General features: G+C 61.9%; 18 protein-coding genes and 1 tRNA gene. 7 read left to right on the plus strand and 12 right to left on the minus strand.

Features of this window, described 5'->3' with window-relative positions:
• Positions 1–106: 106 nt before the first annotated feature.
• Positions 107–709, plus strand: a complete 603-nt coding sequence (locus LRA89_RS08125; protein WP_082467111.1) for a hypothetical protein — start codon at positions 107–109, stop codon at positions 707–709.
• A 29-nt stretch (positions 710–738) separates the two neighbouring features.
• Here LRA89_RS08125 and LRA89_RS08130 read toward each other — a convergent pair whose 3' ends face one another.
• Genes LRA89_RS08130 through LRA89_RS08140 form a run of 3 tightly spaced genes read right to left on the minus strand, consistent with a single transcriptional unit; the run spans position 739 to position 3,337 of the window.
• Positions 739–1,380, minus strand: coding sequence for a DUF4893 domain-containing protein (locus tag LRA89_RS08130; protein ID WP_230769740.1), 642 nt, complete (start codon positions 1,378–1,380; stop codon positions 739–741).
• Between the two features lie 7 nt (positions 1,381–1,387).
• Positions 1,388–2,173 (minus strand): 3-hydroxybutyrate dehydrogenase, encoded by a 786-nt coding sequence (locus tag LRA89_RS08135; RefSeq protein ID WP_230769741.1) that lies wholly within the window; start codon positions 2,171–2,173, stop codon positions 1,388–1,390.
• Between the two features lie 3 nt (positions 2,174–2,176).
• Positions 2,177–3,337 carry a patatin-like phospholipase family protein gene (locus LRA89_RS08140; protein WP_230769742.1) on the minus strand — a complete coding sequence of 387 codons (1,161 nt, stop codon included), beginning with the start codon at positions 3,335–3,337 and terminating at the stop codon, positions 2,177–2,179.
• A gap of 129 nt (positions 3,338–3,466) precedes the next feature.
• On the opposite strand from LRA89_RS08140, the gene ypfJ reads away from it, so the two are divergent.
• Genes ypfJ through LRA89_RS08160 form a run of 4 tightly spaced genes read left to right on the plus strand, consistent with a single transcriptional unit; the run spans position 3,467 to position 5,451 of the window.
• The gene (gene ypfJ / locus LRA89_RS08145; protein ID WP_230769743.1) at positions 3,467–4,348 is read left to right on the plus strand and encodes a KPN_02809 family neutral zinc metallopeptidase; all 882 of its coding nucleotides are present in this window, start codon (positions 3,467–3,469) and stop codon (positions 4,346–4,348) included.
• A complete protein-coding gene (locus LRA89_RS08150) occupies positions 4,348–4,812 on the plus strand; it encodes a GreA/GreB family elongation factor (protein ID WP_230769744.1) in 465 nt (154 codons plus the stop codon). The genes ypfJ and LRA89_RS08150 overlap by 1 nt, the downstream gene beginning before the upstream one ends.
• Positions 4,812–5,261, plus strand: a complete 450-nt coding sequence (locus tag LRA89_RS08155; RefSeq protein WP_230769774.1) for a YaiI/YqxD family protein — start codon at positions 4,812–4,814, stop codon at positions 5,259–5,261. The genes LRA89_RS08150 and LRA89_RS08155 overlap by 1 nt, the downstream gene beginning before the upstream one ends.
• 10 nt (positions 5,262–5,271) lie before the next feature.
• Positions 5,272–5,451: a phage terminase small subunit-related protein gene (locus LRA89_RS08160; RefSeq protein ID WP_055762730.1), complete on the plus strand. Its 180-nt coding sequence runs from the start codon at positions 5,272–5,274 to the stop codon at positions 5,449–5,451.
• Positions 5,452–5,572: 121 nt separating this feature from the next.
• Here LRA89_RS08160 and LRA89_RS08165 read toward each other — a convergent pair whose 3' ends face one another.
• Together LRA89_RS08165 and LRA89_RS08170 are read right to left on the minus strand one after the other, a co-directional pair.
• On the minus strand, positions 5,573–6,562 hold the full coding sequence (locus LRA89_RS08165) for an NADP-dependent oxidoreductase (protein ID WP_230769745.1): 990 nt from the start codon (positions 6,560–6,562) through the stop codon (positions 5,573–5,575).
• 89 nt (positions 6,563–6,651) lie between these two features.
• Complete coding sequence (locus LRA89_RS08170) at positions 6,652–7,881, minus strand: DUF2171 domain-containing protein (protein WP_230769746.1); 1,230 nt, start codon at positions 7,879–7,881, stop codon at positions 6,652–6,654.
• Positions 7,882–8,125: 244 nt separating this feature from the next.
• On the opposite strand from LRA89_RS08170, the gene LRA89_RS08175 reads away from it, so the two are divergent.
• Positions 8,126–8,201: transfer RNA gene (locus LRA89_RS08175), tRNA-Ala, on the plus strand.
• Positions 8,202–8,292: 91 nt separating this feature from the next.
• Complete coding sequence (locus tag LRA89_RS08180) at positions 8,293–9,852, plus strand: site-specific integrase (protein ID WP_230769747.1); 1,560 nt, start codon at positions 8,293–8,295, stop codon at positions 9,850–9,852.
• On the opposite strand, the gene LRA89_RS20475 is transcribed toward LRA89_RS08180, so the two are convergent.
• The 7 genes from LRA89_RS20475 to guaA all read right to left on the minus strand — a co-directional run bounded on the left by LRA89_RS20475 (position 9,849) and on the right by guaA (position 17,874).
• Complete coding sequence (locus LRA89_RS20475; protein ID WP_268934902.1) at positions 9,849–10,094, minus strand: helix-turn-helix domain-containing protein; 246 nt, start codon at positions 10,092–10,094, stop codon at positions 9,849–9,851. The two genes, LRA89_RS08180 and LRA89_RS20475, sit on opposite strands and share 4 nt — an antisense overlap.
• 511 nt (positions 10,095–10,605) lie before the next feature.
• Entirely contained in the window at positions 10,606–11,439 is an 834-nt protein-coding gene (locus LRA89_RS08190) for a hypothetical protein (RefSeq protein WP_230769748.1), read from the minus strand.
• 532 nt (positions 11,440–11,971) lie between these two features.
• Positions 11,972–12,469, minus strand: coding sequence for a hypothetical protein (locus LRA89_RS08195; RefSeq protein ID WP_230769749.1), 498 nt, complete (start codon positions 12,467–12,469; stop codon positions 11,972–11,974).
• A gap of 28 nt (positions 12,470–12,497) precedes the next feature.
• On the minus strand, positions 12,498–12,761 hold the full coding sequence (locus LRA89_RS08200; protein ID WP_230769750.1) for a hypothetical protein: 264 nt from the start codon (positions 12,759–12,761) through the stop codon (positions 12,498–12,500).
• Positions 12,762–13,757: 996 nt separating this feature from the next.
• Complete coding sequence (locus tag LRA89_RS08205; protein WP_230769751.1) at positions 13,758–14,333, minus strand: recombinase family protein; 576 nt, start codon at positions 14,331–14,333, stop codon at positions 13,758–13,760.
• A gap of 355 nt (positions 14,334–14,688) precedes the next feature.
• Positions 14,689–15,450 (minus strand): hypothetical protein, encoded by a 762-nt coding sequence (locus tag LRA89_RS08210; protein WP_230769752.1) that lies wholly within the window; start codon positions 15,448–15,450, stop codon positions 14,689–14,691.
• Between the two features lie 867 nt (positions 15,451–16,317).
• Positions 16,318–17,874 (minus strand): glutamine-hydrolyzing GMP synthase, encoded by a 1,557-nt coding sequence (gene guaA / locus LRA89_RS08215; protein ID WP_230769753.1) that lies wholly within the window; start codon positions 17,872–17,874, stop codon positions 16,318–16,320.
• Positions 17,875–18,046 lie beyond the last annotated feature (172 nt).

Here is an 18,046-nt window from a genome sequence, read left to right on the forward strand (position 1 = left end):
CTCCGCTACGCCGCCTGTCTAAACCCAATCTGAACCGCCGGGTTCAGCGAGGCGCGGGGACGACTCGGCTAGAGCGATGCCATCGCAGCATGAAGGAGCAGAAGACATGACGAAATTTCGTTTTCCGGGCGTCGGCAAGGTGGCGCTGGGCATGGGCCTCGGTCTGGCGATCGGTGCCGCCGGCGGCGCAGGTGCGGTGTCGCTGACCCGGCCGGGCGTCGAGATGGCACCGACCGTCGCGACGCCGGTCAACCGTCTGTCCGCCAGCGACGGCGTGGTGACGGTCAAGGGCCGGGTTGCCGAAGTCTATGGCGACCGGTTCGTGGTGCAGGACGCCACCGGCCGGGCGATGGTCGACGCCGGACGGGACACCGCGCCTGCGAAGGGACAGGCAGTGCAGGTACAGGGCCGCTATGACAACGGACAGTTGCGCGCGTCCTACCTCGTCGATCCGGCGGGCAAGGTGACGGCGGTCGGCCCCGATCCGCGCCACGGCCCGCATGGCCCCGGGCGTGATGGTCCGCGTGGTCCCAAGGGTCCGGGTGGCCCGGGCGGTCCCGGCCCGGACGGTCGCGGTCCCGATCCGCGCCTGGCCGCTGGTGGTCCGCCGTGCGCGGCGGGTGCCGTCCCGCCACCACCCCCGCCGGCCGCCGTTGCCGGGGTGACGCCGCCCACTCCGGTCGCTGCCCCCGCCGCACCGGCACAGTGACGCACGAGGGGAAGGGTCCGCCCTTCCCCTTACCCCTCGGCGGGGATGAGTTCGATCACGTCAAGCGTCGATTCGAACCGCGGATAGGGCAGCACCAGCCGCCAGCGCCGCTCTCCGACCCGCTCCAGCCAGCCGGCCATGTCACGGTCGCGGTCCTGCCCATATTGCAGCGCCGCGCGCTCGTCGCCGAGCAGCAGCGTACCGAGGAACACGGTGCGGTCGCCATCGGCAAACAACAGTCCGACCGGCCGCTGCGACCCGCTGAGCTTGTAGAAGCTGCGCACCGATCCCTCATCGTCGATCCGGCAATCGAACGCCGGATAGGCGATGAACTCGCGCGACGCGGTGCCCACCCCACCCAGCTTGAAAACCCGGCAACGATAACGACCCGCCGGGGCATCCCCCACCAGTCGCCGGTCGGGATCGAACAACACGCCCTGCGCGGCGACGCCGGCGGCATCGGCGGCACGGGCGCGGGGCAGCGCCGCCAGCCACGCATCGCGCCAGCGCCGCAGCCGGTCGCGATCGTTCGGCGTCGCCACCCGCCGCCAGTCGTCGCGGACCGGGGGTTGCGGCGTGGCGGCGGCGGACGCGACCGGTGCCCCCCCGCCCCCACAGGCCCCCAGCATCGCCCCGAGGCACAGGGCCGGAATCGCTACGTAGCGCGTCATGCGATGGTCACGCCGCCGTCCAGCCGCCGTCAATCGACAAATTGGTGCCGGTGATCGCCCTGGCTTCGTCGCGGCAGAGATAGAGCGCGAGCGACGCGACCTGTTCGGCGGTGACGAACTCCTTGGTCGGTTGCGCCGCCAGCAGCACGTCGTTCATCACCTGCTCGCGGGTGAGGCCGCGCGAGGCCATGGTATCGGGGATCTGCTGTTCGACCAGCGGCGTCCAGACATAGCCGGGCGAGATGCAGTTGGCGGTGATGCCATGGGTCGCGACTTCGAGCGCCACCGTCTTGGTCAGGCCGGCAAGGCCATGCTTGGCGGTGACATAGGCCGACTTGTTGGGGCTGGCGACAAGGCTGTGCGCCGAGGCGGTATTGATGATCCGGCCCCAGCCCGCCTTTTTCATGTGCGGCACGGCGGCGCGGATCATGTGGAATGCCGATGACAGGTTGATCGCGAGGATCGCGTCCCATTTGTCGACCGGGAAATCCTCGATCTTCGCGACATGCTGGATACCGGCGTTGTTGACGATGATGTCGACCGATCCGAACTCCACCGCCGCGTGATCGACCATTGCCGCGATCTGATCGGGCTTGGTCATGTCGGCCGCGTCGTAGCGCGCTTCCGCGCCGCTCGCCGCCGCCAGTGCGGTACGTTCCTTCTCGATCGCGTCGGCGTCACCGAAGCCGTTGATGACGACGCTCGCGCCCTCGGCGGCGAACGCCTTGGCATAGGCGAGGCCGATGCCCGAGGTGGAGCCGGTGACGATCACGGTCTTGCCCTTCAGGAACATGAACTATCCTTGGCGCTTGTGGGGATTGGGGGTGAGGTCGAACGCGGCGGTCCGCCCGTCGACGATATTGGCGGCGACGACCTGCGCATTGGCCATCGTCTCGGCGATGGCGGCACGGCCGGCGGCCCAATGCTCCTCCATCGCCCGTGCCGAAAATTCATAGTCGCGCGCCCCGCCCTCCCACGCATTGGCGCGGTAGATCAGATGGACGAGGCTTAAGGGGTGTTCGTCGGCCAGCGCCTCCAGCGCGCGGACGTCGGCATCGTCGCGCAGGTCGGCGGGCAGGCGGGCGACCAGCCGGCGGATCAGTTCGCGCTCCTGCCGCAAGTGCAGCCGTTCGGCCGACACCTGCCGGGTGCGGCTGGAGAAACGGATTTCCTTTTCGCGCGCCACCACGTCGCCGATCGTGCGCGGCATCGTGGCTTCGGCGGCGAACAGATCGACCTGGAACACCAGCATCGGATCGCGCTGATGGTCGAGGATGTGGGTAAGCGGCGTATTGCTGACGAGGCCGCCGTCCCAATACCACCGCCCGTCGATCTCGACCGGGGGCAGCCCCGGCGGCAACGCGCCCGATGCCATGACATGGCGCGCATCGAGCCGTTCGCGCGCGCTGTCGAAATACACGAAATTGCCGCTCTCAATATCCACCGCGCCGACCGACAGGCGCATCGGTCCGTCGTTGACCAGATCCCAGTCGACCAGCGTGTCGAGCGTCTCGCGCAAGGGGGTCGTATCGTAATAGCTGAGCGCGGCGGGCGTGCCCGGAGCGGCGAACTGCGGCGCGAGCATGCGCGGGCGGAAGAAGCCCGGCACCCCGGTCGCCAGCACCACGCCCGCCGACCATTCATGCACCCATTCGCGCACCTGATCGTCGGGCAGGATCGGGAACCACGGCAGCACGCCCCCCGCCTGGTTCCAGAACTGTCGCAGGCATTCGACACGGGCGGCGGGCGGATTGCCCGCGACGATCGCGGCATTGATCGCGCCGATCGAGATGCCGGCGACCCAGTCGATCTCGACGCCCGCCTCGCCCAGCCGTTCGATCACGCCGGCCTGATAACTGCCGAGCGCGCCGCCGCCCTGCAACACCAGTGCGACGCAATCGGGAAGCGGCAGTCCGGGGAGTGCGGCGCGGCGCGGGCGGGGGTCGGCTTCGGCCATCGCGGGCACCTTGTGCGTTCTCGTGCAGGGGTTCAATGCCCGTACAACCGATTTCATCGGCGAGGGTTGCAACGCGCGTGCCCCTTCGCGCATTTCAATACGCAGCTTTAACGAACCGGACCGCCGCCCATGCGCCTCGACGATCTCGATCCATCCAGCAACGTCGACGATCTTGGCCGTGGCGGCGGCGGGCTTGGTGGGGGCGGCTTCAACCTGCTCGGCCTGTTGCCGCTGCTGCTCGGGCGCGGCCTTGGCTGCGGGACGATCGGCATCCTTGCGATCGTCGGGGTCGCGTTCCTGTTGTTCTCGGGCGGTGGCGGCATGCTGGGCGGCGGGAGCAGCACTCCCACGACGCAGCAGCAGGGGTCGGCGCAGGGCGACGTGCCGTGCGACACCGCCGAGGAACTGTTCGCCTGCCGCGTGCTCAAATCGACCGAGCAGGTATGGGGCGAAATCTATGCGCAGCAGGGGCAGACCTATGCGCCGCCGCGCTTGCGCTTCTATCAGGACAATGGCCGGTCGGGCTGCGGCGCGGCACAATCGGCGATGGGGCCATTCTATTGCCCGCCCGATCGCGGCGTGTATCTCGACACCGGCTTCTTCCGCGAATTGTCGCAGCGGTTCGGCGCGGGCGGCGATTTCGCGCAGGCCTATGTCGTCGCGCACGAGGTTGGCCATCATATCCAGAACCTGACCGGACAGGCCGAAGCCGTCAGCCGGGCGCAGCAGACGCTGCCCAAGGCGCAGGGCAATGCCCAGTCGGTCCGCCTCGAGCTTCAGGCCGATTGCTATGCCGGCGTGTGGGGCAAGCGCAGCGGGCGGATGGAACCGGGCGATCTGGAAGAAGGGCTGAAGGCAGCCGAGGCGATCGGCGACGACACGCTGCAAGGCAGCAACGCTTCGCCCGAGAGCTTTACCCATGGCACGTCGGCACAGCGTCGTAGCTGGCTGAACCGGGGGTATCAGACCGGCGATCCGGCCCAGTGCGACACGTTTTCGGGTGCGATCTGATGAGCGTGGCGTTCCGGCGGGAGGATGACGACGAGCATAAGGAGCCGCGCTTCGAACTGCCGCTCCCCCCTGGCCCCAACCTCGTCACGCGGCGCGGGCTGGCGGCGATGGCCGAGCAGGTCGCGCGGCTGGAGCATGACCTTGCGGCAGAAAGCGACGCCGAGCGGCAGACGGCGCTGAAACGCGACCTGCGCTATTGGCGCACGCGCCATTCGACCGCCGAGATCGCGCCGCCGCCGACCGACGAGGTCGCCTTCGGGGCGCGCGTCACCTATCGGCTGAACGGTCAGCAAAAGACGATCGAGCTGGTCGGCAGCGACGAGGCCGATCCGGCGGCGGGGCGGGTTGCCTTCACCGCGCCGCTGGCAGTGGCGCTTACGGGCTTGATGGCGGGGGAAACCGCCGACTTCGCCGGGCGGGTCGATGCGATCGAGGTGATCGACAGCCAAGCGATCGAACCGTGATCCGCATTCTCGTCGATGCCGATGCCTGTCCGGTCAAGGACGAGGTATATCGCGTCGCCGAGCGGCATGGCGCGGCGGTCAGGATCGTCAGCAACAGCGCGTTTCGCGTGCCGCCGCTGCCGTTCGTCGAACGGGTGATCGTGTCGGACGGGTTCGATGCCGCCGACGACTGGATCGCGGAGGCGGCCGACCGGCACTGTGTCGTCGTGACCGCCGACATCCTGCTCGCCGACCGGTGTCTGAAAGCCGGGGCGAGCGTCCTCGCGCCCAATGGCAAGCCGTTCACCGGCGCATCGATCGGCGGCGCCATCGCGACGCGGGCGATCATGGCCGATCTGCGCGCGGGCGGCGATCAACTCGGCGGTCCGGCACCCTTCGCCAAGGCCGACCGCTCGCGTTTTCTGCAATCGCTCGATGCCGCCGTGGTGCGGCTCCAGCGGACCCTGTGAGGAGCCTGTCATGGCCGAGAAGTTCGAGCGTCACCGCCAGCCATGGCGACCGGACGAAATCCAGAAACTGCACCAACTGGCCGGCAAGGGCATGGCGTTGAAGGCCATCGCCAAGGCGCTGACCCGCAGCGAGGAATCGGTCAGGGACCGGGCGAAGGACGACGGGCTGAAGATCGCCAAGCTGCGCTGATCCCTGCTGCCTCCCCTCCCTGACAGGGAGGGGTCGGGGGTGGGTCGGTTTGAGGCACTCGCGACGTTCCCTCGCGGACCAACCCACCCCCAGCCCCTCCCTGTCAGGGAGGGGAGCTTACTTACAGCTTCACCAGCATTTTGCCGCGGTTCTTGCCGGAGAACAGGCCGAGGAAGGCGTCGGGCATCGCGTCCAGCCCCTCGACCACGGTTTCCTCACGCTGGAACCGGCCGCTTGCCACGATCTCGCCCATGCCGTGGTGAAATTCAGAGATGCGCGACAGGAAGTCGCTGACGATGAAGCCGCGGATGCGGACGCGCTGCGAAATGATCCGCATCAGGTAGCGTAACGCGACCGGTTCGGAGGCATTGTAGCCGTCGATCATGCCGCAGACCGCGAAGCGCGCGTTCTGATTGGCATGGGCCAGTGCCGCGTCGAAGTGATCGCCGCCGACATTGTCGAAATAGACGTCGATGCCGTCCGGTGCGGCCTCACCCAAGGCTTTCACCAGCGGCACGTCGCCCTTGTAATCGACCACCGCGTCGGCGCCGAGCGAGCGGACCCAGTCGACCTTGTCCGCGCCGCCGGCCGATCCGATGACGGTCATGCCCTTGGCCTTGGCGATCTGGACCACGCTCGATCCGACCGCGCCGGCGGCGGCGGAGACGAACACCGTGTCGCCGGCCTTCGCTTCGGCGACCGCCAGCAGGCCGAACCATGCGGTCATGCCGGGCATGCCGAGCGCGCCAAGATAGGCCTGCATCGGAATGTCGCCGTCGGGCAGGCGCTGCGCCTGATCGGCGGGAAGGATCGCTTCGTCGCGCCAGCCGGCCATGTGCTGGACGCGGGTGCCGACCGGCAGCGTGTCGGCGCGGCTTTCGATCACCTCGCCGACCGCGCCGCCGGTCATCGGTTCGCCCAGCGCGAACGGCGGAACATAGCTTTTCGTGTCGTTCATCCGCCCGCGCATATAGGGATCGACCGATAGCCAGCGGTTGGCGATACGGACTTCGCCATCGGCAAGGTCGCGGTTGTCGAGGGCGCGCAGCGCGAAATCGGTGTAGGTCGGCAGGCCCTTGGGGCGATGGATCAGGTTCCAGGCTTGCGCCATCGTGAGCGTTCTTTCTTGAATCGCCAAACGAGCGAGGGGGCCCGGTTGCCCGGACCCCCTGCCCTGTTCAGCCGGTGTAGGACAGCCGATCAATAGGTGCCGGAGAAGCTGCGATTGAGGTTCGTATCGCTGCTGCCGGTCGCGCTGGTATCGGTGTTGCCACCGATGCCGGTGCCGGCGGTGGTCGAGGTGCCGGCGGTGGTCGAGGTGCCGGCGGTGGTCGAGGTGCCGGCGTTCAGCGCCTGACCGGTGGTCGCCGACGCGCCGTAGCGGTTGCGATCCGAATCATTGTCGCCGCTGCCGAACCGGTCGTTGCCGTAGCTGCGCTGCTGCGACTGGCCGCGATCGTTGAACAGCGCCTGGTTCTGCTCCTCGTCGCGCCATGCGCTCTGCGCTTCAGCCTTGGTCTTGCGCAGCGTCACCTTGTCGTCGACGGTCTGGACCCAGCGCGACGGGATCGAGTGGTGATGGCCACCGGCGTCGGCGTCATTCTTGGTCAGGATGATGCGATCGCCGCGCACCTTGTCGACGGTGCCGACATGCTCGCCGTCCGAGCCGACGACTTCCTGATGCTCCTGCACGCGGGTCAGGCTGTCGCGCTGGCCCTGGCGTTCGGTGCGGAAGGCGCTGAACTCGTTCTGGAATTTGGTCGAATTCTCCTGACGATATTCGTCATAGTCGCGGTCGAACGCGCTGACCTGCGTGTCGCGCCACGAGCGATAGGCGTGGTCGCTGTGACGTTCGTCATAGCGCGCCATCTGTTCGTCATAGCGCTGATCGCGTTCGCGGCGGCGCTCCGCCTCCTCATCGCCGAACCACGAGCGGACCTCGTCGCCGGCGCGGGCAAGGAAGCCACGGTCGTCGCTATCGTAATCAGGGCGCTCGTTACGCTCGCGACCGCGATACTCGTCCCGGCTGCGGTTGTCGTCGCGGTCGTTGGGGCGATAGTCGGCGAAACGATGGCCGTCGCTGGCGTAGCTGCCGCGATAATTGCCGCCCTGTGCCGGTCCGCGCGACTGGTCGCGGGTGCCGTAGCTGCGCTCACCATAGGACCGGTCGCTGCCATGGCTGCTGCCGTAGCGATCACCGCGTTCGTCCTGACGGCCGCCATAGTAATCGCGGCTCTGGCCATAGTTGTCGCGGCCGCCGCGATCCTCACCCTGCCATGACGAACCGCCATATCCGTAGGAACCGCCACCGCCGCCGAAAGAACTACCGCCGCGGTCGTTGCGATCGTCGCGGTTGTTCGAGCGATCTTCATTCCGGTAACGGCCGCCCTGCGACCGTTCGTCGTTACGGGTATAGCGATCGTACGCCATGGAGTATCTCCTGCACTTGCACGATATTGTTGCGGCGCAGCAGCCCGATGCCGCCGCGTCGTAGCATCACAAAGGACGATGGCGGCGTTGGTTCCGGCGCAAGGTGGCGCGTGCGACGAGATACATCGCGGTTGCGCCCTGTCGTTTTGGTCGGGAAATCGGTGCGGAAAATCCAACTGGGCCGTTGCATCGGTCTGTGGGGCCGGCTAAAGCGGCGGCCCCGGCCGATGGCCGGATAAGGGGCGGGGCTGTAGCTCAGATGGGAGAGCGCTGCAATCGCACTGCAGAGGTCAGGGGTTCGATTCCCCTCAGCTCCACCACCCCGTACTAGGCTGCTGAAAAGCCTAGAAAACCGCTGAAAACCAAGGCTTTTTACAAGCGTCTAGTACAAACGTACAAGGACGGAAGCCTATGTGTTCCTACCTCCATCGCGCCCCGAACGGGGTCTATTACTTCCGCATGGGGATACCTGCGGACCTGCGTCCATTCATGGCGGGCAAGCGCGAGATAAAGCGCTCGCTGGGCCTAAAGGACCGGGAAGCGGCAAAAGCCCTTATTCCCGACATGACAAAAACGGCTCATGCCTTACTCAAGCAAGCCGAGCGGGATCGGGATGCTGCCGAGAAAGCTGTTCCAGTCCCGCCCCCTCCCCCGCCCAAAACATCCCGCCAGATCGAGCGGGAACGGGCCGTGTGGGAGGCCGAAGAGCGGGCTGCTGAATGGGTAGCCGATGACCTGTTCGCCGCTGACATGGAGGCTGAGAGGCTTTCACCGGTCATGGACGCATTGGCGAGCGGGATCGAAACGGACGCTTCCCCGGCTGACTTAGCAAGGGCCGCACGGTTGCAAATCCTGAACGAGCGGGAGGCTGCTGACGCATTAGTTGCCAGCATACGTGCCCGCTACGGCCAATCTGCCCGCGCATCGATAGAGCAAAATCAGGTCGTTGAATGCGAGCCTGTTACCGGGTCGGGCCTGTATCTCGACAAGGATATTCTGGATCGCTGGGCAACCGAACGCGGGGTTGTCGCCAAAGGGAAAGACACTCACCGGGCCGTGAGCGAATGGTTTTATGCCCGCACTGAGCGGAAGCCGGTGGAGCAAATCACCCGGCAAGACGTGTTGGCATTCAAAGACAAGCTGTTAGCGGAAGGCCAGTCGCCAACTAATACGAACGTGAAGCTGACTCGTCTGCGGACGCTGCTAAGCTGGGCATATCAGAATGACTTGGTGCCATCCAACGTGGCGGCTGGGATCAGCGTAAAGGTTGCGGACGGCAGCAAAGGCAAGCGCCTCCCGTTTACGCTCGACGAGCTACAAGCAATTTTTGCCAGCCCGATCTACTCCAAGGGGGATCGCCCAAGGGGCGGCAAGGGAGAGGCAGCATATTGGCTCCCGCTGCTCGCCCTGTTCACGGGGGCACGACTAGAGGAAATAGGCCAGCTTCGCGTAGCGGACGTGCAGCGTAGGGAGTACCCGGATCAAGACGGCAATATGCTTGCAGGATGGTTCCTGCATATCACTGAGGAAACAGACGAACGCGGCCAATCCAATCGGCTTAAGAACGCTGCCAGCGAACGGCTGGTGCCGCTGCATCCTGAGTTAGAACGGCTCGGCTTCGTCGCCTACGTTCAAGGGTTGAAGGACAAGCAAGGCCGGGTTTTTCCTGACCTAGTCGCGAACATCTATGGTCGCCTTACGGCGAAATGGGGCGAGTGGTTCGGCCCTTACATGCGTACCGTTTGCGGCATCACCGATAAGCGCAAGGTTTTTCATTCCTTCCGCCATACGTTTAAAGATTATGCCCGTCGCGCAAAGATGCCTGAGGGTATCCAGCGACAGTTGATGGGTCACACCGGCAAGGACGTAGCGGACGGTTACGGCAGCGGATACGATTTGCGTAGCTTAGGCGAAGCGATGGTATCTTATCGAGTTCCGGGGCTACAAATCACTCCGTCCACACGGGACTAAAGGCTTGCTTGGCGGAGCAATTCCGAAGCCGGCATGTTAAGAGCCATTGCAATACGATGAAAATTGAGCAGAGTGAGGTTTCGCTCGCCGCGTTCAATTTTACCCATATGTGAGCGGTCTATACCCGCTGCATCTGCAAAAGCTTCCTGTGACATACCGGCTACCCGCCGGGATGCGCGAATGGCATCACCTAGCTGCGCCAGAACGTTCGCTTCATCTCTATGGCCAGCCACCCGCTCCATAAAGATTGTCGTTGAACGATGTTGCGTTTATGACCACGGCATTTACGACCCATTCTACAGGAGCGGTGGTATGGCTATCATTCGAATAGTGATTGGATTGTCAGTTCTTCCGCTGCTTCTGGATGTAGGCTTTGCCAACCCGGCAATGAGTACGAAAACTAAGTTCGACCTAATCTGCGAACGTACTGAAGTCGGCATGGAATCCGACGGATTGTACAATAAATCGTCCGGTTCAACTACAGATTATAGCGTGATTCGTCTTAGCATAAATCTAAACGAACTAACATGGTGTTATCAGCCGTGCCGTAAGGTCGGCAATGTGGCAGCAAACAGTTTGGAGCTTAAACTATCAGATGGCCCCCATGGAATAGGCCCCCAGTATGCTTTGCTGAATAGGAATAGCGGAATAATGGTTGTGGGAACTCGCATCAACCAATCGGTAAATTTGATTAGCACCTACAATTGCAAGAAAACCGTGTTCTCTAGCATTCCCACACAAAAGTTCTAGCGGTTAGTTGTTGCTTCCCAATGGTACGCCAGCCTCACGGCGAGCAGCTTCCCCGGCTGGAGCGATGCGGACGCCGGTTGCCGACTGCACATAGACCACGTCACCAACGGGGGTGCCATGCGATCGGCGGGCCGCATCGCCGGTTTGAGGAACCCGGATTCCGGTCACGTCCTGCCCGCCCCGATAGGGATCATAGCCGGTCATGCTTTGCCCCGCCGCTGGGCCGCTGGGAGCCTGCTTGGAGAACGTAAAGCCGGTCGGCCCCTGCACCCACTGCGGACCCGCTGCCGGTGCCTGAGCGGGCGCTACGGGAGCCTGTGGAGTATCGGGTTTCAGGCCGTTGAATGCGAACGAGCTTGCCACGGTCATCCCCGGCGGGATTGAGGCGGCATCGGGAACGTCGGACGTTTCGGCATAGGCGTCGGACGTGCTGCCAAGGGCATCATCAACCGTCCAGTTAGCGGCATCAGCTTCGGACACTTCGCCTTTGCTGATTGCCAGCGCCTTCGCATCCTCAAGGATCATTGGAGCGAGGCTGTCCAGATGGCTTTCATCGCCACTATTATTGTAGGCAGTCAGAGCCTTATCATACAGCGCAACCGTAGCATCATCGCTGTTATGGATCAGATCGACAGCGATATGCAAAGTATCCCGCATAGCCGGAACGCGATTTGCAAAAGCATCCAGCGCATTCTTGTAGGCGATGTTGGCGGGATACCCCTTAGCCAATTCGTCCTGAGCCTGTTTCTGTACGATACGCGGATTATGGCCGTGAATGGCAATAAGGGAGAGGGCCGCTTTCACCTTGATGGCTTGGCGGGCAGTTAGTGCGGTCATTGGTTTCCTTATTAATTCAGGGGTGGGACGTGGCCGATGGTCAACACTGGCGGGATCGTTCCCTTGCGGACGCAGGCGACGAGGTAGCGGTAAGCGTCTATGAAGCGGCGAGTATCGAGGTAGGGACGGCCTGCGGCTTCCCAGATCGCATGAACCTCAGCAGCCATACGACGGGTTTCGCGTTGGGCATCTTCTGGCAGATCGTAGAGTGCAGGCGTTGCAGGCTGGTCAGATAGCTGGGGCCATCCGGCCTCATGCTCGATAGCTTTTCTGGCAAGCAGGACGGACGAGCTTGCAACGTCAGCCGGGATTGAGGCCGCAGCCAAGGCTGGATTAGGCCAAGCCTTCATTAGCCACAGCGACACAGCCCCCCATTCTACGAACACTCTGGTCGCATCAGAATAGGGGCCTGCCCGCTGCAACAGGTCATCAAGGGTGCGGGGTTCAACATGCCACTTGGGCCGGGTATCGGCTGGGAATGAACGGGGCGGCTTGGGTGCCTCTCCCGTTCCCCAATCATGCGGATCGGACATTACCCGTTGAAGTATCCGCGCCGCTTGGCGGTGAAGTACATTGAGAACGCTTCATGCGGATTGCCGGGAGCCAACGCCATGATCTGGGCAGGGATCGCTTCGGGCTTTCTCGTTACGAGATATTCGTAAGCATCATCTACGAGGGCAGTGAAGCCGTTGCATTCATGTTGGTTGGGGACGGTTTTGTTCAGGCCGACATCCCAAGTGTCGCGCGTGTAGCGAATTATAAACCCGGTATCGATCAGGCTTTCACCGGACCGAACCTCCACGCTGATATTGGAGAAGCCGGCCAGCCGCTTGTTCCGTTCGGCAGCGGCTTGATCGGCAAGAGCGGTAGCGAACCGGTCCTTCGCGACCTGTAGCTCCGCTTCAATCTCGTTGGCCTTAAGCTGGGCGGGCTTCCCAAGCAGTTCGATAGTAGCAGCTACTTTGTGCAAATCAGCAGTCAGTGTTTCGATCTTACCGGCAATATCGGCAAGATCATCAGTCTGGTTCATTTGTTTTCCTTGGTTGTATTGTGACAGATTAACGGCGGGGAGCGAACGCACCGATGCCGAGCTTTTCATGGCGATAGGTGCGGATCGTGCCGCTATCGGCGTCAGCAGCAGCCATCAGCTTCGCAATCGACGGACGGCCAGCAGGCTTGGCCTTTGCGTACTCAGGCAATTCGATGCCGAGAATATCGAGACACAGGCGGAAGCCGCCACGGACACGACTGTCCACATTCTCGATATGAGTAGCGATGCGGGGATCGTTCAGGCGGCTGAGGTCAACAGGAACCGGGTTCATGTATTATCCTTTGATATGGGTGGAGTAATATTGACAAAAGTTAGAGAAAGATGGCCCGCTTGCATGTAAGCAAACGCGAACAGGTAAATTGATACGTTTGGAAAAAATACCTGCCAGCTACGAACAGGAATAAGAAAGTAGCTGGCAGGCAATTAGTGCCGCACCCATGGCCGATGGGCGCAATCCATGAAAACAGGCACGGCAACTAAAGGAATAATGGTAGCCATTCCTCAGATCAACCCAGCGTTCGGCATCGGCATTCGGAGAACCAATGACCATGAAACCGGAGACGGATGCGGTTACGACACAAGGGCTTACCAGTGCCTTGGATCGGATCGCTGAGTTGATCGGAAGAATGTGAATGGGAAATGCGGCATTGAGCCGTAGAGTAGGATATACATACTATAGTATGATCCTAGATTAGATATATAGAAGCTGTATCTATCGTTGCCCCCTACCCCCATAGCCTCCAATACTGGATGCTGCCCGCAAGACGGACTAAGGATAGATCGACTACATAGGAGATGGCCTCATGCCATCGCTACAGTCATTGGGACGCTGATACAGCCGCATGATCCTGAGTTAGATTATACGTCGCTTGTAGAGCTATCGTTGCGGACGCCATGCGCCTGTTCCTCAGAACAGCACACCCCCTCGCTTTCGCTAACCATCGCTGGCTGTGGGTCCATACAGTTAAGCACTGTCGGGCTTGCTCCGGCTAAACGGACGCTGGCGGTGATGAATGGTGCATATTGTTGAACGGACCAAATTGACTGGGCATTCGCTCGGGTTCGTTCCTCATGTTGTACGGTCCCAAAATGCCGTCAGACTTATGACGCAACTTGGGCCAGCCTCTCACAGCCCCGTACAGAGTTGCCACAGCGTTCCGGCCAGCTATGACCCGGCGCATTCCATATCGAGTCTGGCGGGCCGTTTTCGGGCAGATACACAGCCCTCCCCGTCGCCTGCCCGATGCCAGCCTGTCGAGTACGCGACTTACCCGGCGCAATACCGGGATACCGTGGCCTTTGAGATACCAAAATGCGCCATGGTCTGACTGATCGAAGCTCCATTCTCCCTACGCCAATCGGCAACGGCCTTGGCATCAGCGGCGAACGGACGGCCCAAGCTGGCCTTGCCCCGATGCGTCAACCCGATTGCCTCTATCGAAGCCCGTGCAGCTACCCGGCCACTGTCGCACCGTTCCTTGATCCGCTGCCGTTCCATGTCAGCCATCTGGGCTAGGACAGCGACGATCAACTCTCCGACGCCACGGCCAATCGGCCCCAGCCCCTTAACGTCTAGCGTAACGCCCCGATCTAGCAGCTTCCGCACCGTGGCCTGTACGTCCAAGGCATCACGGCCCAATCGATCAAGGGCATAGACGTAGAGCGTGTCGCCTTCCCGTATGTAGTCGAGCAGCTTGGCAAAGCCGGGACGGTCAGCAGCGAGGATAGCCCCACTTACGCCTTCATCCGTAAACTCACGGTCGAAGCTGTCACCCAATGCCTTGCGCTGGGCTTCAATGCTCTGGGCTTCTGTCGATACGCGGAAGTAGGCAACGCGGCTCATGGCTATATCCTCACAAGGTATGCTTGATATATGAGGCATCATCACAAGCCCGTCAAGTATCTTGTGAGGCAATCAGTGGTGAGCCATTCGGCATGACTCACAAGCTACAACTTGCGAGGCGCCGGTTTCAGTCGCCAAGGGGGTGGGTAGGGGTATGGGGGAGATAGCGCGCTCAAAACTGTCTGATTGCCCTCTCGCATATCTCGATAAAAATTAAGCCATAGCCAACTTCTAACAAATGAAATAACACGGCCGAAAATTCATTATATTCCAATAATTCGTTATTAAAATTATCGAGTATAACTTCTTAAATTATACACTTTACAATTATAATTCTGATTCTGCAAGACACCGCCTACATATAAGGAACTTCTTCCCATATATCTTCTATGCAATCAGCAGAAGCGTTGAATTTAATAGTCAGCCTATGTCTTTTAATACCAAAACTCGGCGCACTCGGAGAGCTTTGATTGGGTACATTGGGATAAGAAATGTATTCGTATACGCCCCCGAAAGTGCCATCTTCATTTATACTTATCTTGATGCTACAATCTTTATTCTGTGGAGCCATGGCTATCATGCCGGGCCGTCCAACTCTCTGCGAAACCTCTATTAAGGCAACAGCCGCCCTCAACATCGTTAGACGGTCTCGATCTGCATCGCCCGTCAGCAGAGAAGATATTTCAACTCCAATGTTTCTAGAAACGATTGTTCCCATAGGAACACCGATTGTTAGCGTCTGATTTCCAATATTCCCAATTGCGTTACTTACAATAGAATCTGTAAATTGTATAATATTTAGATTAGATATATTATTGATTCTCAAAGGTTCAGTATCCAGTGGCTTTCTCCGGAATCTTTCAATCAGCTTACTGGCAGCTTCTGAACCAAACTGAGATACAAATGATTCTAGAACTTTACCGGTGAGATATCCCCCCACTACTTGGGCCCAAGTAGGAATATCCGCAAGCAATTGCAAGGCATGATTTGGACCGGCGAGAGACTCTAAGCCTATTCTTCTTACTGGATTGCCGGTTGCGTCAGCAATATCTCTTGCAAGAGTATCTGCAGATTCTTCCGTGGCTGAGTATGCTTTAGCAACTGCAAAAAATAGCATTATATAATCCCATCGTTGCTACATTCAGCCAGACCAGCAAATAGCCAACGAAAAGGACTGGTTGCGAGATTTTTACCCCATTGTGTCAGCTAGTACAAAGGGCTAATACATCCGCACCAACGCTCGAAAAATATCCTTGTTTTGTCAGCATTTAAGAGGTTGCTAAGGGTTTCCCCTCAGCTCCACCACCCCGCCGCCGATGCCTTTGAGCGGGATTCGCTCGGGATCGGGGTGGTTTTCGGGATAGCGTTGGTTTTCCGTGGGTTGCGGGTTGTTGCTCGTGGCGGGCGGCAGGATTGCTTGGTCCAAAGTTTACAAAGTTTACACTAACGGCGTGTTCGTGGCGGTGTTGCCTTTGCCCGGTCGTGGGGCTTTTCGCGCGGGTCGACGATGGGAAAGAACCGGCGGGTCTGGCCGCCGGCGGTTCGGGTATGGCGTGAACCTCGCGTGTAGGACAGCCGATGGCCGACGGCGCTTCGTCACCCCGGACCTGTTCCGGGGTCCACCGACCCGCAAAGGCATCGCCCGAACTTCGAGCGTCAGCGCTCGCCGCACGGTGGACCCCGGAACGGGTCCGGGGTGACGAGATGGGGGCGGTGCGATTCTATCTCGTGCGGCAATATGCAGGGATCGGTAGATATTGCCGGAGCATACGTCTTGCGCCCACCCCGGCCGGCTATCGCGGGCCGGATGACGAAGCACAAATCGCCCCCCGGCCGATTTGAGTCCTCCTCAGCGCCTCGCTTGCGCGAGGCGAACGAAGCGGGGTCAATCGCCCCCCGGGCGATTGCTTCTCCGCCCCGGCGGCCGGCTATCGCCGGCCGAATAACGAAGCACAAATCGTCCCCCGGACGATTTGAGTCTTCGTTATTCCCACTCGATCGTGCCGGGCGGCTTGCTGGTGTAGTCGTAGGTGACGCGGTTGATGCCCTTCACCTCGTTGATGATGCGGGTGGCGACGCGGGGCAGGAAGTCGCCGGGGAACTGGAACGCCTGCGCGGTCATGCCGTCGGTCGAGGTGACGGCGCGCAGCGCCAAGACGTTGTCATAGGTGCGCCCGTCGCCCATCACGCCGACGCTGCGCACCGGCAGCAGCACCGCGAACGCCTGCCAGATGGTGTCGTACAGCCCGGCCGCGCGGATCTCGTCGAGGTAGATCTGGTCGGCTTTCCGCAGAATATCGCAGCGCTCGCGGGTCACTTCGCCGGGGATGCGGATGGCCAGGCCGGGTCCGGGGAACGGGTGGCGGCCGACGAACACGTCGGGCAGGCCCAGCTCGCGGCCCAGCGCGCGGACCTCGTCCTTGAACAGTTCGCGCAGCGGCTCGACCAGCTTCATGTTCATGCGTTCGGGCAGGCCGCCGACATTGTGGTGGCTCTTGATCGTCACCGACGGCCCGCCGGTGAAGCTGACGCTTTCGATCACGTCGGGGTAGAGCGTGCCTTGCGCCAGGAAGTCCGCGCCGCCGATCCTGTTCGCCTCCGCCTCGAACACGTCGATGAAGGTCTTGCCGATGAACTTGCGCTTGGCTTCGGGGTCGGTGACGCCGGCGAGGCCGTCCATGAACAGGTCCTGCGCGTCGACGTGGACGAGCGGGATGTTGTAGTGGCCGCGGAAGAGGCTGACGACCTGTTCGGCCTCGCCCATGCGCAGGATGCCGCCGTCGACGAACACGCAGGTGAGCTGGTCGCCGATCGCCTCGTGCAGCAGCAGCGCCGCGACCGAGCTGTCGACGCCACCCGACAGGCCGCAGATGACCTTGGCCGAACCGACCTGTTCGCGGATTTCGGCGATCTTGAGGTCGCGGAACTCGGCCATCGTCCAGTCGCCCGACAGCCCGCAGACGTGGCGTGCGAAATTGGCGATCAGCTTCGCGCCATCGGGGGTGTGGAACACCTCCGGGTGGAACTGCACGCCGTAATAGCGCCGCGCGTCGTCGGCGATGATCGCGAACGGCGCGCCGGGGCTGGTTGCGACGACGTGGAAGCCGGGGGCGATCGCAGCGACCTTGTCGCCGTGGCTCATCCATACCTGATGCCGCTCGCCCGTCGCCCACAGGCCGTCGAACAGGCCGCAGGTTTCCGCCACCTCGACATAGGCTTCGCCGAACTCGCCCGAATGGCCCTTCTCGACCTTGCCGCCGAGTTGCTCGGTCATGACCTGCTGGCCGTAGCAGATGCCGAGGACGGGGAGCCCGGAATCGAAGATCGCCTGCGGGGCGCGGGGGGAGCCTTCGTCGCAGACCGAGGCCGGGCCGCCCGAGAGGATCACGCCCCTGGGCGCCATCCGCGCGAAGGCTTCGTCGGCCTTCTGGAACGGCACGATCTCGGAATAGACGCCGGCCTCGCGGACGCGACGGGCGATGAGCTGCGTCACCTGGCTGCCGAAATCGACGATCAGGATGGAATCGGGGGTCTCTTGCATCGTGTCCCGATAGCAGAGCTTGGGGGGGGTGCCAGCCCTTTAGGTTTGGGTTTCACGCGAAGGCGCGAAGGGCGCGAAGAAGGTTTTGGTTCACGCGGAGGCGCGGAGGCGCAGAGGGGGTGGGATCAGGGCAATCGTCTCGCGATCGGGAGACGCATGCGCCTGTTGGCAC

The sequence above is a fragment of the Sphingomonas sp. Leaf4 genome, from assembly GCF_920939515.1.
GTDB lineage: Bacteria > Pseudomonadota > Alphaproteobacteria > Sphingomonadales > Sphingomonadaceae > Sphingomonas.